15 protein-coding genes and 2 tRNA genes are annotated in these 15,981 nt (G+C 34.6%); 5 read left to right on the top strand and 12 right to left on the bottom strand.

What is annotated here, in order from left to right; genetic code table 11:
• Positions 1 to 48: 48 nt before the first annotated feature.
• The 12 genes from IJ535_RS14020 to dnaA all read right to left on the bottom strand — a co-directional run bounded on the left by IJ535_RS14020 (position 49) and on the right by dnaA (position 12,728).
• Positions 49 to 1,026 (bottom strand): calcium/sodium antiporter, encoded by a 978-nt coding sequence (locus tag IJ535_RS14020; protein WP_294304084.1) that lies wholly within the window; start codon positions 1,024 to 1,026, stop codon positions 49 to 51.
• Positions 1,027 to 1,035: 9 nt separating this feature from the next.
• Entirely contained in the window at positions 1,036 to 1,626 is a 591-nt protein-coding gene (locus IJ535_RS14015; protein ID WP_294304081.1) for a manganese efflux pump MntP, read from the bottom strand.
• 195 nt (positions 1,627 to 1,821) lie between these two features.
• Positions 1,822 to 2,397 carry a phosphatase PAP2 family protein gene (locus IJ535_RS14010; RefSeq protein ID WP_294304077.1) on the bottom strand — a complete coding sequence of 192 codons (576 nt, stop codon included), beginning with the start codon at positions 2,395 to 2,397 and terminating at the stop codon, positions 1,822 to 1,824.
• 75 nt (positions 2,398 to 2,472) lie between these two features.
• A complete protein-coding gene (tyrS, locus tag IJ535_RS14005) occupies positions 2,473 to 3,693 on the bottom strand; it encodes a tyrosine--tRNA ligase (protein WP_294304073.1) in 1,221 nt (406 codons plus the stop codon).
• A 91-nt stretch (positions 3,694 to 3,784) separates the two neighbouring features.
• Positions 3,785 to 3,855: transfer RNA gene (locus tag IJ535_RS14000), tRNA-Cys, on the bottom strand.
• Positions 3,856 to 3,945: 90 nt separating this feature from the next.
• Positions 3,946 to 4,033, bottom strand: a tRNA-Ser gene (locus IJ535_RS13995).
• Positions 4,034 to 4,161: 128 nt separating this feature from the next.
• The gene (gene gyrA, locus IJ535_RS13990; protein ID WP_294304069.1) at positions 4,162 to 6,681 is read right to left on the bottom strand and encodes a DNA gyrase subunit A; all 2,520 of its coding nucleotides are present in this window, start codon (positions 6,679 to 6,681) and stop codon (positions 4,162 to 4,164) included.
• A 47-nt stretch (positions 6,682 to 6,728) separates the two neighbouring features.
• Complete coding sequence (gene gyrB / locus IJ535_RS13985; protein ID WP_294304064.1) at positions 6,729 to 8,657, bottom strand: DNA topoisomerase (ATP-hydrolyzing) subunit B; 1,929 nt, start codon at positions 8,655 to 8,657, stop codon at positions 6,729 to 6,731.
• The gene (recF, locus tag IJ535_RS13980) at positions 8,641 to 9,750 is read right to left on the bottom strand and encodes a DNA replication/repair protein RecF (RefSeq protein ID WP_294304063.1); all 1,110 of its coding nucleotides are present in this window, start codon (positions 9,748 to 9,750) and stop codon (positions 8,641 to 8,643) included. Before recF ends, gyrB begins: the two co-directional genes overlap by 17 nt.
• Positions 9,740 to 9,955, bottom strand: a complete 216-nt coding sequence (gene yaaA / locus IJ535_RS13975) for a S4 domain-containing protein YaaA (RefSeq protein ID WP_294291769.1) — start codon at positions 9,953 to 9,955, stop codon at positions 9,740 to 9,742. The genes recF and yaaA overlap by 11 nt, the downstream gene beginning before the upstream one ends.
• Complete coding sequence (dnaN, locus tag IJ535_RS13970) at positions 9,955 to 11,070, bottom strand: DNA polymerase III subunit beta (RefSeq protein ID WP_294304060.1); 1,116 nt, start codon at positions 11,068 to 11,070, stop codon at positions 9,955 to 9,957. Before dnaN ends, yaaA begins: the two co-directional genes overlap by 1 nt.
• A 272-nt stretch (positions 11,071 to 11,342) precedes the next feature.
• Positions 11,343 to 12,728, bottom strand: a complete 1,386-nt coding sequence (gene dnaA, locus IJ535_RS13965; RefSeq protein WP_294304058.1) for a chromosomal replication initiator protein DnaA — start codon at positions 12,726 to 12,728, stop codon at positions 11,343 to 11,345.
• A gap of 473 nt (positions 12,729 to 13,201) precedes the next feature.
• On the opposite strand from dnaA, the gene rpmH reads away from it, so the two are divergent.
• Genes rpmH through jag form a run of 5 tightly spaced genes read left to right on the top strand, consistent with a single transcriptional unit; the run spans position 13,202 to position 15,891 of the window.
• Positions 13,202 to 13,336, top strand: coding sequence for a 50S ribosomal protein L34 (gene rpmH / locus IJ535_RS13960; RefSeq protein WP_015550658.1), 135 nt, complete (start codon positions 13,202 to 13,204; stop codon positions 13,334 to 13,336).
• A 47-nt stretch (positions 13,337 to 13,383) separates the two neighbouring features.
• On the top strand, positions 13,384 to 13,722 hold the full coding sequence (gene rnpA, locus IJ535_RS13955; RefSeq protein WP_294304056.1) for a ribonuclease P protein component: 339 nt from the start codon (positions 13,384 to 13,386) through the stop codon (positions 13,720 to 13,722).
• Between the two features lie 20 nt (positions 13,723 to 13,742).
• Positions 13,743 to 13,955, top strand: a complete 213-nt coding sequence (gene yidD, locus IJ535_RS13950) for a membrane protein insertion efficiency factor YidD (protein WP_294291780.1) — start codon at positions 13,743 to 13,745, stop codon at positions 13,953 to 13,955.
• An 18-nt stretch (positions 13,956 to 13,973) separates the two neighbouring features.
• A complete protein-coding gene (locus IJ535_RS13945) occupies positions 13,974 to 15,248 on the top strand; it encodes a YidC/Oxa1 family membrane protein insertase (RefSeq protein WP_294304054.1) in 1,275 nt (424 codons plus the stop codon).
• A gap of 13 nt (positions 15,249 to 15,261) precedes the next feature.
• Positions 15,262 to 15,891 carry an RNA-binding cell elongation regulator Jag/EloR gene (gene jag, locus IJ535_RS13940; protein WP_294304052.1) on the top strand — a complete coding sequence of 210 codons (630 nt, stop codon included), beginning with the start codon at positions 15,262 to 15,264 and terminating at the stop codon, positions 15,889 to 15,891.
• Positions 15,892 to 15,981: the final 90 nt, after the last annotated feature.

Here is a 15,981-nt window from a genome sequence, read left to right as displayed (position 1 = left end):
TGATTTCCTTCTTCCACATTTATATTAGACTTTATTTGTAAATATAGGTTATACCCCATCTCTTAATATAATATAACCTAGGTATACTGCGTATAATAGAAGCATTACAATACCATTAGCTTTATTCAAATTCTTTTTCTTTAGGCACATTAAACCAACAATAACTGAAAAAACTACTAAAATCAAAGTATCAATAGCATTTACTGTAAGGAATGTCATTGGTGAAATTGCACCTGCTACACCAAGTATCAATAAAACATTGAAAATATTTGAGCCTACAACATTTCCTATAGCCATATCAAGCTCATTCTTCTTAGCTGCAACAATTGATGTTACAAGCTCTGGAAGTGATGTTCCAAGTGCTACAATTGTTAGACCTACTAAAGTCTCTGACATACCAAATTTAAGTGCGAGAGTAGTACATGAATCTACAACCCAATCACCGCCATACTTAATTGCAACAGCACCACCTATAATATAAATAATGCATAACCATGTAGGAATATCTACTATTTCATTGTCTTCTTCAGCAATGGCTGCTGCAGTTGTTCTGGATTTCTTTGCAGCTCTAAGCATAGATGCCAAAAATAATATAAATAAAACAAGGAGTATTGCTCCATCAATATGTCCTACTGAATTTCCAAAAAGGCCCATTACCATAAGAGCAACTGTACATATAATTGAAAATGGTAAATCCTTTTTAATTGTATCGTCGCTTACTTCAAGAACAGAGAAGAGTGCGCAACTTCCGAGTACAACCATAAGATTAAAAATGTTTGAACCAACAACATTTCCAATAGCAAGCTGATTACTTCCTGCAATTGATGCTGTTACTGATACAGAAAGCTCTGGGAGTGATGTACCCATGGCAACAATTGTCATTCCAATAACAAGAGCTGGTACGTGAAGCTTTTTAGCTACTGCAGATGCACCTTCTACGAAGAAATCTGCACCTTTAATAAGAAATACAAAACCAATAACTAATAAAATTAGTGCTCCAGGCACTGTTTGAAAAAATGTGGTCATATTTTCCTCCTAAAATAATAATTTTATTCCCATTGTATGCTCTAAAAGAATCTTTATTCCTAAAAATATAAGGATTATTCCGCCTACAAGCTGGGCTTTTGCCTTATATTTATCACCAAATATATTTCCAACATAAACACCACCTGCTGATATAACAAATGTAGTAACACCTATTATAGATATTGCTTCAATGATGTTAAAGTTTTCATAGAAAGAAAATGTTACTCCACAAGCTAATGCATCAATACTTGTAGCTATTGCTAGAAGAGTAAGTTCCTTAAAATCAATTGGTGGATCAATTATCTCCACCTTGTCCTCTTGATTCCATTCCTTTATGGCTTCTATAGCCATATTGCCACCAATTAGTGCAAGAAGTACAAAAGCTATCCAATGATCAAATGCTGCAATCTTTTTTGCAAAGGTGCTTCCAACAAGCCATCCTACAAGTGGCATCAAAGCCTGAAAGCCGCCAAAGAATAGAGCAATCAATATCATTTGCTTTTTATTTACCTTCTTCATGGCAAGACCCTTGCAAATTGCCACTGCAAATGCATCCATTGAAAGACCTACTCCCAATAAAAAAATATCTAATACACTCATATAAACTCCTTTTACCTGCAGAAGAGAGCAGTAGTAATGCATATAAAAAGACTCACGTGTAATCATGAATAACATAACTACACGTGAGTCTCACTATTTAATGTTTGCCAGGGATAACCCGAGTCTGTTGACAAACAACACAATCAATTATTGCGCTAGCTACTCCCTCACGAGATGTATACAATATACTAAAATTTAAAGGTTCTTGTCAACTGTCATTGTCTTTTTATAGATGAACTCAACTATATAATAACTGACTATTCCACCACATATTCCTATTAATGAACCTACTAACACATCTGTTGGCCAGTGAACAAACACATATAAACGGCTGATTGCAATGGCAGCAGCAAGTAGAAGAGCTGGTATTCCAAGTTTTTTATTTCTGATAAATATTGCTGTTGCTACTGCAAAGCTTGCATTTGAATGACCTGATGGAAATGAAAAATCATGTGGTATCTTAACAAGCATCTGTACTTCAGGCTCTAGCCAGCATGGCCTACATCTCATTACCCATGGCTTTAATATTACATTGCAAACTATCACAGTGAGAATCAGTGATATCGCTGCATGTACTCCTATTTTTCTGTTATATGGAAGTATTAAAAGTAGGAGAGTAACTACAATCCAAAACCATCCTGCATTACCTAGAGAAGTTATTTTAGGCACTAACCAATCTAAAACATCATTATGTATACTTTGAAACCAGTGTAGTAAATCTAGTTCCCAATCAAAATAGAATACCCTAGACTGTTCAATTATAGCTTCCATATATTCCTCCTGAAAAAAATAGTGTCAAGGCTTTTAACCTTGGCACTATTTTATATTTTTATTGTGAAAATACTATTAAGCTTCAATCTTACAGAATGATTTCTTACCCTTCTTAAGAAGGAATTCCTCTGCAAATGCTGACTTTTCATAAGATGTAAATGGATCTGATACCTTATCTCCATTTACTGAAATGCCACCCTGCTGTACAGCACGACGTGCCTCCGCACGGCTAGCAGTAAGGCCAGCAGATACAAGAATCTGAAGAATATCTACCTTACCATCACGGAAATCTTCATCTGAAAGCTTATGGCATGGGATATTCTCTGAATTAGCACCGCCAGCAAATAATGCCTTAGAAGCCTCGCGAGCCTTGTCAGCTTCCTCTGTACCATGAACCATCTGAGTAAGCTCATAAGCTAAGATATCCTTAGCTTCGTTAAGCTGTGCACCTTCCCAGCTATCCATCTTTTCGATTTCTTCGATTGGAAGGAATGTAAGCATACGGATACATTTAAGAACATCTGCATCGCCAACATTTCTCCAGTACTGGTAGAACTCAAATGGAGATGTCTTGTTAGCATCAAGCCATACTGCATTACCAGCAGTCTTACCCATCTTCTTACCCTGTGAATCTGTAAGAAGAGTAATAGTCATTGCATGGGCATCCTTACCTAACTTACGTCTGATAAGCTCTGTACCACCAAGCATATTAGACCACTGATCGTCACCACCGAACTCAAGGTTACAATTGTATTTCTGGAACATGTAGTAGAAGTCATAAGACTGCATAATCATGTAGTTAAATTCAAGGAATGATAGGCCCTTTTCCATACGCTGCTTGTAACACTCTGCACGAAGCATGTTGTTAACAGAGAAGCATGCACCTACTTCTCTAAGAAGGTCAACATAGTTAAGATCAAGTAACCAATCTGCATTATTTACCATAAGTGCCTTATCATCTGAGAAATCAATAAATCTTTCCATCTGACGCTTAAAGCACTCAGCATTATGATTGATATCCTCTCTAGTAAGCATCTTTCTCATGTCTGTACGACCAGAAGGATCACCAATCATTGTAGTACCACCACCAATAAGGGCGATTGGTTTATTGCCAGCCATCTGTAATCTCTTCATCAATGTGAGAGCCATGAAATGTCCAGCTGTAAGGCTATCTGCAGTACAATCAAAGCCGATATAGAAAGTAGCCTTGCCCTCATTTATTAATTTTTTGATTTCTTCTTCGTTCGTTACCTGGGCTATCAGGCCACGAGCTACTAACTCGTCGTAAATTGTCATTGCAAAATTCTCCTTTCTCACATTTTTGAATAGTTAGTATTATACAAAAAATCCCTCGCCCCCATTTCCTAGGGTCGAGGGATTAATTTAGAGGTGCCAACCAGATTTGAACTGGTGATAGAGGTGTTGCAGACCTTTGCCTTACCACTTGGCTATGGCACCATATGGATGCGAGCAGATTGAACTTATTCAATCTCGCAGCGTTCTAGTAAGCGAAGCTTACATTTTTCATTAGCGTCTTTTTAAAAGACACGGAGAAGGAGGGATTTGAACCCTCGCGCCGGTTGCCCGACCTACACCCTTAGCAGGGGCGCCTCTTCGGCCTCTTGAGTACTTCTCCAAGTTGTAGGTATTTCTTTTTCTCTTCGACGCAAGTGTTATTCTACTAGAGTCTAAGCCTAAAGTCAACAAAAAAATGGGGAAATCTTTAAGATTTCCCCAAAAAGTTTTTTAATTATTGATTATGCCTTAATTTTCAGGTGTTTCCTCGCCTTCTTCAGCTAAAATATTGTCACTTTTTCTTACCTTGGCGATACTAATTAACTTGGTATTTTCCTTAAGATCAATAAGTTTAACACCAGAAGTAATTCGGCTAAGTAGGGCAGTACCAGCTACTTCAATTCTAATGATTGTACCAGCTGTATTAATAAGCATTACCTCATCATCCTTTTCTACAGCCTTTGCACCTATAAGATTTCCAGTTTTTTCTGTAATCTTATAACATTTAACACCCTTACCACCACGATGGATAGTGTTGAATTCCGACATTAATGTACACTTACCTAAACCATTTTCAGAAACAGTCATTAAAGACTCTCCCTGAGAAATCATCTGCATACCAATAATCATATCGTCAGCAGCAAGATTCATACCAATAACACCCATGGTTGCACGACCTGTAGGTCTAACCTCAGTTTCACTGAAACGAATAGCCTGACCGTATTTTGTTACCATGATTACATCTTCCTTGCCATCTGTAAGCTTAACTTCAATAAGCTTATCATCATCACGAAGAGTAATAGCAGTAAGACCATTCTTTCTGATGTTGTCATATTCTGTAATCTTTGTTTTCTTAACAAAACCATCAGCAGTAGCCATGAACAAATATTTATCCTCATGATAATCCTCGATAGGTATCATGGCGGTAACCTTTTCATCTGGCTGAAGCTGTAATATGTTTACAATAGCTATACCTCGGCTTGTTCGGCTAGATTCTGGAATCTCATATGCCTTAATCCTGTAAACTCTTCCCTTATTAGTGAAGAATAGGAGATAGTCATGGGATGACATCATGAGCATTTCTACAACATAATCCTCATCGATTGTATCCATTCCCTTGATTCCCTTGCCACCACGGTGCTGAGCCTTAAAGTTATCCTCATTCATACGCTTGATATAACCAAGCTTTGTAAATGTAACTACAGTATTGGTTACAGGAATCATATCCTCCATACTAATATCGTACTCATCATAACCGATAGATGTACGTCTATCATCGCCGTATTTATCAGCGATTTCTGTAATTTCTGTCTTAATAACAGAAAGAAGAACATTTTCGTCTGAAAGAATAGCCTTCAATTTACCAATAAGCACCTGTAATTCATTATATTCCTGCTGAATCTTATCACGCTCTAAGCCTGTAAGAGCACGAAGACGCATATCTACAATAGCCTGAGCTTGGGCATCTGAAAGTCCAAAACGCTCCATTAATGTAGCCTTGGCAGTATTTACATCTGCAGAACTTCTGATAATCTGAATAACCTCATCAATATTATCAAGCGCAATAAGTAAACCTTCTAAGATGTGAGCTCTTTCCTCAGCCTTGTTAAGCTCGTACTTAGTACGACGAGTAACAACATCCTTTTGATGATTAAGGTAATGTGTAAGCATTTCCTTAAGGTTAAGAATTTTTGGCTGATTATCAACAAGAGCAAGCATGATTACACCAAATGTATCCTGAAGCTGAGTATGCTTATAAAGCTGATTAAGGATGATATTAGGATTTACATCACGTCTTAACTCAATACAAATACGCATACCTTCTCTTGATGATTCATCACGAAGGTCAGTAATTCCATCAATCTTTTTGTCCTTGTGAAGCTCTGCAATTTTCTCAATTAAGCGAGCCTTGTTAACATTATAAGGAATCTCTGTTACAACGATTCTATTCTTACCGTTGTCCATCGGCTCAATTTCAGATACTGCGCGGACTCTAATCTTAGCTTTACCGGTACGATAAGCTTCTTCAATTCCTGCCTTACCAAGAATTACACCACCAGTAGGGAAATCTGGGCCTTTAACGATTTCTAGGATTTCATCAATATCTGTATCCCTGTTTTCCTCAATCTGGTTATCTATAATTTTATTAACGGCACCAATTATTTCACGGAGATTGTGAGGTGGAATATTGGTTGCCATACCTACTGCAATACCTGTTGTACCATTAACAAGAAGGTTAGGATAGCGGGCTGGAAGAACAGTAGGCTCTTTCTCAGTCTCATCAAAGTTAGGCATGAAATCAACGCCATCCATATCGATATCCTTACCAAGAGTGAATTTATCATCCTTGTAATTAATACCGAACATTGTCATTGAAATCTTAGAAAGACGTGCCTCAGTGTATCGCATGGCAGCAGCGCCATCACCATCCACTGAACCAAAGTTACCATGTCCATCTACAAGTGGATAACGTGTGTTCCATTCCTGAGCCATGTTGACAAGTGCTCCATAAATAGAACTATCACCATGAGGGTGATATTTACCCATTGTATCACCAACAATACGAGCACACTTTCTATGTGGCTTATCTGGTCCATTATTAAGCTCAATCATAGAGAAGAGAACTCTACGCTGAACTGGTTTAAGACCATCTCTTACATCTGGAAGAGCACGTGAGGCAATTACACTCATGGCATAATCGATATAAGAGTTTTCCATTGTTTCTTTTAGGTCAACATTATGAATATTATCAAAAATTTTGTCGTCCATATTTTTCCTTTTTTGCTCCTATCGGGCGTAGCCCGAAATTTTTTAGATTATATATCTAGGTTCTGTACATACTTAGCGTTAGCCTCGATAAATTCTCGTCTAGGCTCAACATTATCACCCATAAGAGTTGAAAATGTAACGTTAATTTCTGAAACATCTTCATCATCAATAACTACGCGCTTAAGAATTCTCTTTTCTGGATCCATGGTTGTTTCCCAAAGCTGTTCCGCATCCATCTCTCCAAGTCCTTTGTATCGCTGAATCTTATTATTTCCGTCACGACCTACTTCTGTAAGAATCTGATTTAATTCTTCATCAGAATATGCATACCAGACTTTCTTGTTCTTCTCTAGCTTATAAAGTGGAGGAGTAGCAAGATATACATAGCCTTGCTTAATAAGCTCTGGCATAAATCTGTATAAGAATGTAAGCATAAGTGTTGCAATATGTGCACCATCTACATCGGCATCAGTCATGATAATAATCTTGTGATAACGAAGCTTTGAAATATCAAAGTTTTCATGAATACCTGTACCGAATGCAGTAATCATTGCCTGTATTTCTGCATTACCATAGATTCTATCTTCTCTAGCCTTTTCAACATTAAGAATCTTACCACGTAAAGGTAAGATAGCCTGTGTTGCACGGCTTCTTGCAGTTTTAGCAGAACCACCAGCGGAATCTCCCTCAACGATGAAGATTTCACAATTCTTAGGGTCTTTATCTGAACAATCTGCAAGCTTTCCTGGAAGTGACATTCCCTCAAGTGGTGTTTTTCTACGGCTTAAATCTCTAGCTTTTCTAGCAGCTTCTCTAGCTCTCTGTGCCTGAAGAGATTTCTCACAAATAAGCTTTGCTGTAGCAGGATTTTGCTCTAAGAACCATGTAAGCTGTTCTGTAACAATTGAATCAACAGCACCTCTTGCCTCTGAATTACCAAGCTTTTGCTTAGTCTGACCTTCAAACTGAGGCTCCTCAATCTTGATAGAAATGATTGCTGCTAAGCCTTCTCTGATATCATCACCCTCAAGCTGTGGGTCATTATCCTTTAAAATCTTGTTATCTCTGGCATATTTATTAAATACCTTAGTAAGGGCACCTCTAAATCCCGTAAGATGAGTACCACCTTCTGGAGTAACAATATTATTTACATAGCTGTAAGCCTGATCCTGATATCCATCGTTATGCTGCATTGCAACTTCAACATAGATATTATCTCTAGTACCTTCACAGTAAATAACATCTTCGTAAAGTGGCTTATTACCACGGTTGATATACTGAACAAATTCTTTTATACCACCTTCGTAGTGGAAGCTTTCTTCTTTAATTTCTTCGCTTCTGGTATCAGTGAGAGTGATGCGAAGACCTTTTGTAAGGAATGCTGTCTCACGTAGACGTACCTTCAATGTTTTATAATCAAAAACTGTAGTTTCAAAAATTGTATCATCTGGAAGGAATGTAACCTTTGTACCTGTTTCTTCCGGGTTACATGTACCAATCTCTTTAAGAGGGTACATAGTCTTACCACGCTCATATCTTTGCTTAAAGATTTTGCCTTCACGCTTAATTTCTACCTCTACCCAGTTAGATAAAGCATTAACAACAGAAGCACCAACGCCGTGAAGACCACCAGATACTTTGTATCCTCCACCACCAAACTTTCCACCGGCATGTAGAACAGTAAATACTACTTCTACTGCAGGTATACCAGCCTTGTGGTTGATTCCAGTTGGAATTCCACGACCATCATCTATAACAGTTATTGAATTATCTGGATTGATTGTTACCTGAATATGAGTACAAAATCCAGCTAAAGCTTCATCAACAGCATTATCAACTATCTCATATACCAAATGATGAAGACCTCTCTCAGAGGTAGAACCAATATACATACCAGGACGTTTTCTAACAGCTTCAAGTCCTTCGAGAATCTGTATTTGGTCTGCACCGTATTCTTGATTAATTTCGCCCGCCATTTAGTTCCTCCGTTATTAATTCTATAGAACCATCAGTTACTTTATAAACTGTGTTAAGCTTGAATCGATTTTTGACAAATTCATCAAGACCTGTACAAGTAATTATGGTTTGTGTATCAAGTAAATTATCTAATAAATCACTTTGTCGATTTTTATCAAGCTCTGATAAAACATCATCTAAAAGCAATATTGGTTTGTCATTTATTGTATTTTCAACAAGTTTTATTTCTGAAAGCTTAAGTGAGAGAGCACAGGTTCTTTGCTGTCCCTGACTTCCGAACTTTCTAATATCAATTCCATCAACAGTAATTTTAATATCATCACGATGTGGTCCAACAGAAGTTTGACAAAATCGCATGTCCTTTTCTTTGTTTTTTACAAGCTCATCCAAAAAGAAAATATCTTCAATATTTGGATCATAGCTAACATCAATTTGCTCTTTTTGTGCTGTAATTTTAGAATGAATATCTTTTACAATGATGTTTATGTCGTTTATAAACTGCTGACGTCTATTAATTATTTTTTTACCATAGCTTATTAATTGTTCATCCCAAACAGCTAATGTATCCTTAAGCTCTGGCTTATATATCATCTCTTTTAAAAGAGCATTTCGCTGATTTAATGCTTTATTATAATTTGTCAAATCTGAAAGATATATCTTATCAATTTGACATAGCTCGGCATCCATGAATTTTCTTCTTTCAGCCGGACCATTTTTAATAATATTCAAATCCTCAGGTGAAAAGAAAATTATATTTATAAGTCCAAATAAATCAGCGGCTTTTTTTATAGGGACTCTATTTATAGCAATTCCCTTTGATTTATTCTTCTTAAGATGAATGTCTATCTGATAATCTCTGTTATTTTTTACAACAACTGTCTTTATGTGACTTTCATCTTTTCCAAACTTTATAATTTCTTTGTCTCTGCTGCCTTTATGAGATTTTGTTGTTCCAGACATATAGGCAGATTCAAGAATATTAGTTTTTCCCTGGGCATTGTCCCCGAAAAGAATAGTAGTATGTTCATCAAAATTAATTGAAAGTGAATCATAGTTTCTAAAATTTTCAAGCTCAATGGATTTAATTATCATTAGTAACTGTTACACTTTCTCCATTAAATTCAACAATATCACCTGGATAGATTTTCTTACCACGGCGCGTTTCAACCTCGCCATTATATTTTACTAAACCTTCTTCAATGACTTCCTTTGCCATTGCTCCAGATTCAACTAGATTAGCAAGCTTAAGTAGTTGACCAAGTTTAATAAATTCATCACGTATAACTATCTTTTCCATTAGTTTGCTCCTGGATTATTGAAATTTACAGGAAGGACAATATAGATAAATGAACCAGCATCATCTTTAATAAAGCATGGGCTTTTTGCATTAAGCATAAATAGATTGATTTCTTCATCATCAATAACCTTAAGTGCATCAAGTACAAACTTAGGGTTAAAGCCTATCATAATATCCTTACCTTCTTTTACAATATCAATATCTTCGTTCATTGTTCCAATAAATGATGATATTGAAAGAGACATTGTATTATCTACAGCATTTACAATAATTGGCTTTTTGTCACCTTCATTAACAAGAATAGTAGCTCTATCAATACAATCAAAGAATTCTCTTTTATTAATCTTTACCTTTGTTTCATAATCAGCAGAAAGCATCTGCTCAATCTTAAAGAATTCTCCTTCGATTATACGAGATACTACTGTTGTTTGATCAAATTCGAAAATGATATGATTATCAGTAACAAAGATATTTACCTCATCATCAATACCACCATCTATAATTTTGATAATTTCATTAAGAGTTTTCTTTGGAACTACAACCTTAACATCATTTGCTGGATTCTTTAATTCAATATTTCTGATAGAAACTCTATGTCCATCAAGAGCTACAACTTTAAGCTTATTATCTTTTATTTCAATAAGCTCACCTGTCATTAATTTATTATTTTCATTATCAGCAACAGAGAAAATAGTCTGTCTGATAATATCTCTTAATGTTAACTGAGAAATAACAATAGGCTGATTTCTTTGGATTACTGGAATATAAGAGAAGTCTTCTCCAGATTTTCCTATAATATCAAATTTAGCTTTCTCACATGTGATAGATGTTTTAAAAGAAGTATCAGTTTCTATAGTAACTTCATTTTCAGGAAGCTTTCTTACAATCTCTGAAAATTTCTTTGCATCAAGTGCGATTATTCCTCTTTCATGGATGGTTCCGCTAACAATAGTTTCAATTCCTATTTCCATATCATTAGCAGTAAGTTTTATTTCTCCAGAAGAAGCATCAATAAGAATACATTCAAGTATTGCCATTGTAGTTCTAGTTGGTACTGCTTTTGATACAATATTTACTCCTTTAACAAGGTCAGCTTTTTGACATGATATTTTCATTATGGTGTGCTCCCTTTCTTAAACATAAAAAAATATAATTTATATTCTAAGTATTATTATTATAGATTGTTGATTTGTATATAACTGTGAAACTCCAGTATCTACACGTAAAACATGAATTAATAATTCGTGGAAATATGTGAAATTTATATTGATAATGTATGGATAATTTGTGAATAAAAAATGTTAAATTTTTAAAATAAAATTTTATCTACATTTGATTCACAATTTAATCACAAGTTATCTTCATATTTATCAACATTTTTTCCACATTAATTAGGATTAATCTTTTTCTTAATGGTTTCTACAAGATTCTTTGTGTTTTCATCTTTAATAATTTCATCTTCGATTTTGTTAGCACCATGGATGATAGTAGAATGGTCTCTACCACCTAATAATAGGCCGATTGCTTGTAAAGATGAATCTGTCATTGTATTACATAAGTACATGGCTATTTGTCTTGGTCTAACTACTGAGCTTGATCTATTTTTAGATGCCATTTGATCTACTGTTATATTAAAGTGTTCAGCTACTACTTCTATAATAAGCTGAGGTGTTATTTCTCTTGATATGTTAGGAGAGATAAAGTTTTGTAATTCTCTTTCAGCTATATCCATTGTGATATCTATCTTTTCAAGCCTTGAGAAAGCAATAAGCTTATTAAGAGCTCCTTCAATTTCTCTAATGTTTGACTGGATATTTTCAGCTATATATTTTCTAATAGATTCATCCAGGTTGAAGTTTTTCTCTTCAATTTTTTTATTAAGGATGGCCATTCTAGTTTCATAATCTGGATATCCGATATCAGCCATAAGACCCATATCGAATCTTGATTTAAAACGGTCATCAAGAGTTTCCATATCTTTTGGTGGCTTATCAGAAGATATAACTATTTGTTTACCCATTGCATGAAGTGCATTAAATGTATGGAAAAACTCTTCCTGAGTTGCTTCCTTACCTATTATAAATTGAATATCATCAACCATTAGAACATCAACTGTTCTATATTTATCTCTAAATCGCTGCATTGCAGTAGCGTTGTTGTTTGTTCTCATATTTTCAATAACTTCGTTAGTGAATTCTTCTGAAGTTACATATAATATATAAGTATTTGGATTTTGATTTTCAATATAATTACCAATTGCCTGCATTAAGTGAGTTTTACCAAGTCCAGGTCCGCCATATATATAGAGGGGATTGTAAAACTCGCCAGGTGATTCAGCAACTGCAAGTGCTGCAGTTTGAGCAAATCTGTTATTACGACCAACGACAAAATTATCAAAAGTAAATTTTGGATTAATAGTAGAATTACCTATTCTTTTTTCTTCAAATGAATTTGTTTCTTCTATTTTAATAAGATCTATATTTTTTTCTTTTTTTATTTGATTAGCGTTTTCTTGGGTAATAAAAATTATTTCATCAAACTGTGTTCCAGTTATTTCTGCAATTGTTACTTTAATTGGTGTTGCATATTTTCTAGTGATATAACCTATAGTCATTTGATTTTGATCACCATTATAGGTTATGTATAATTTATTATCTTCTATTTGAAATAATTCGAGAGGTTTTAACCAAGAATTATAAGATACATCTGAGATGCTATACTCAGTTTTAAGATAATCTAGGACTTCGTCCCATTTTTTAACAATTTCTTCCATACAATTTCCCTTTTATCCACATTTTAAACTATTTTATATTCTAACCTAAATACGGCTTTAAATCAATATTTAGTACAAAAACGTGGTGGGGATTGTCAAAGAGGTAAAATGGCTTATTTTGTAAATTTGGGCCTTTAAAATTGAGATTATAGTTATCCACATTTAAATAAATATATTTATCCACATTTTCTTCCTTTATTTTACATTATTTTATATAATCTTTGTGGATAAAATTGATTTATTTCTAACTTATCCACAGAGTTTTCCACGCATTGTAGATAAAATATATTTTTTTTTAAACATTTTTCTACAAGATTTAGTATTATTATTTTCACTTTGTAATTAGATATTGTGTTTTTGAGTTATCCACAGCTATAATCTTCATTTTATTATTTCATTTTTTATTGACTTTATGCGCTTTTCCCTTTATAATTTCAACTGATGTTTTCTCATAAAGAGGAGGTGGATATATTATGAAGATGACATATCAACCAAAAAAGAGACAGAGATCCAAAGTACATGGATTTAGATCAAGAATGAGCACAGCAGGTGGACGTAAGGTTCTTGCTGCTAGACGTGCAAAAGGAAGAAAAAAATTATCAGCTTAGGCCACAGACCATGTGGTCTTTCTTCTTATTTAAAGGAAAATATTGTTATGGAATTTAGTGAATCTCTAAAAAAGAATAAAGACTTCACGCTCGTGTACAGAAGAGGTGTGTCAAAAGCTAATAGACAGCTTGTAATGTATATCTACCATAATAATACAGATCGAAATCGTATTGGAATTTCTGTTAGTAAAAAGGTTGGAAATTCAGTAGTTAGGCATCATTTGACGAGACTGATAAGAGAAAGTTATAGACTAAATGAAGAGGTGTTCAATAGTGGTTTGGACATTGTAGTCGTTGTAAGAGAAGCTGCTGCTTCCGCAACATTTGCTGAGATACAAAAATCTTTGCTTCATCTTGCAAATCTTCACAAGGTAACTCGTAAATAATTGGAATCATCCTTTCTATTATGTTGAAGAAGTTGTTTATATTTTTAATCAAATTTTATAGAAAATACTTATCTCCAATGAAAACTACTAAATGTCCTTATTGTCCTACATGTTCAGCTTATGGATTAGAAGCTGTAGAAAAATATGGGGCTATTAAAGGGGGTAGTTTGGCTCTTTGGAGAATTATTAGATGTAATCCTTTTTCTCATGGTGGATATGATCCGGTTCCTTAATCAACTGGAGGTTTTACATTGAGCGATTTATTACTTACCGCTTATGGTGGATCAATCCTTGGACCTATTGCAGTTTTCTTAGGTTGGATTATGGATAAGATCTATGTTTTACTTGCTGCTATTGGCATTGAAAACATTGCTCTTACAATTTTTATTTTTACTTTTGTTATTTATCTTTGTATGTTTCCTCTTACATATAAGCAGCAAAAGTTTGCTGTTTTAACACGTAAGATGCAGCCTGAAATGAAAGCAATTCAGGATAAGTATAAAGGTGCACGTGACCAGGATAGCATGCAAAAACAGCAAATGGAAACTCAGGCACTTTATGATAAATACGGTATTTCACCTACTGGTAGCTGTGTTTATATGTTAATACAAATGCCTATTCTTTTTGCGCTTTATAGAGTTTTCTATAATGTACCTGCTTATATCACTTCTGTAAAAAATGTTTTTGCAGAGCTTGTTAAAGGTATTATGGCAACAGATGGTTTTGCTGATACAATGACATCTATTGCTGATTCTTCAAATCTTAAGAATATTGTTTATGATTTTACAGCTTCTGATAAAACTGTAGTATCTAATTATTTAATAGATGTTTTATACAAGCTTCCATCTTCAGGTTGGGAAGCTGTTAGTAATGCATTTCCTAATTTAACATCTTCAATTGATACTGTTGTTGCTAAGCTTGAAAAGATTAATTATTTATTTGTTCTTAATATTTCTGATACTCCACTTAATCTTATTAAGGCAGGATGGTCAGCTGATACTAAAGATTTTGCTATTATTATTTGCGCTTTACTTATTCCAGTAGTTTCTTATTTAACTCAGATGTTAAATATAAAGCTTACACCTCAATCTACAGAGGGTCAGTCAGAGCAGATGGCAGCTCAGATGAAGACAATGAATCTTATGATGCCACTTATGTCATTATTTATTTGCTTTACTGTTCCTGTAGGTCTTGGTCTTTACTGGATTGCTGGTGCTTTGGTACGTGTTGTTCAACAGTATTTCCTTAATAAGCATTTTGAGAAGATTGATCTTGAAAGCATTATTGAGAAGAATAAAGATAAAGCTGCAGCAAAGGCTGAAAAGCGTGGTATTCGTCAGGCTCAGATTTACGAAGCAGCTAAGATGTCTACACGTACATCATCTATGGCAGCAAAAGCAAACCTTGTAAAAGATAATGCAGAAGCTCTTAAAGCGGCTGATGAGTTTAGATCAAAAGCAAGTTCTAATTCTCTTGCAGCAAAAGCAAATCTTGTAAAAGAATTTAATGAAAAGAATAATAAATAAGGGGGCAAATATTATGGAATTTAAAGAGTTCACTGGTAAGACAGTTGCTGATGCACTTACTAATGCTACTGTTTCTTTAGGAGTTACTTCTGATCAGATTAAATATGAAGTAGTAGAAGAGGGAAGCTCTGGTTTTCTTGGTATTGGATCTAAAGATGCTATTATCAAAGTAGTTATTTCTGCTGACGAAGATCCTAAGCAGGTCGCAGAAGTATTTCTTAAAGATGTTTTTGAAGCCATGCAGCTTGAGGTTAATATTTCTATGGATTACAAGGAAGAGGATAAGACATTATCTATTGACTTAGCTGGTCCAGAGATGGGTGTATTAATTGGAAAGCGTGGACAGACACTTGATTCTTTACAGTATCTTACAAATCTTGCTGTTAATCGTTCATCAGAAAATTATACTAGAGTAAAGATTGATACTGAGGATTACAGACGTCGTAGAAAAGAGACTCTTGAAAATCTTGCAAAGAATATGGCTAGCAAGGTTAAGAGAACAAAGAAGGCAGTTACTCTTGAGGCTATGAATCCTTATGAGAGACGTATTATTCATTCTGCACTTCAGAATGATAATAGTGTAACTACTCATTCAGAGGGTGAAGAGCCATATCGCTACGTTGTTATTACTCTTAAGAAATAATTAATTTCAAGGGTTAGTCTTTTTATTTAGGCTAACCCTTTGACTTTGTTAATCAATAAGTTTAAGAATGTTCTTCAATTTATTAATTAA

The organism is Pseudobutyrivibrio sp. (assembly GCF_017471675.1).
Classification (GTDB): Bacteria; Bacillota; Clostridia; order Lachnospirales; family Lachnospiraceae; genus Pseudobutyrivibrio.
Note: the sequence above shows the minus strand (reverse complement) of the source record. Positions and strands in the feature narration are given on the sequence as shown.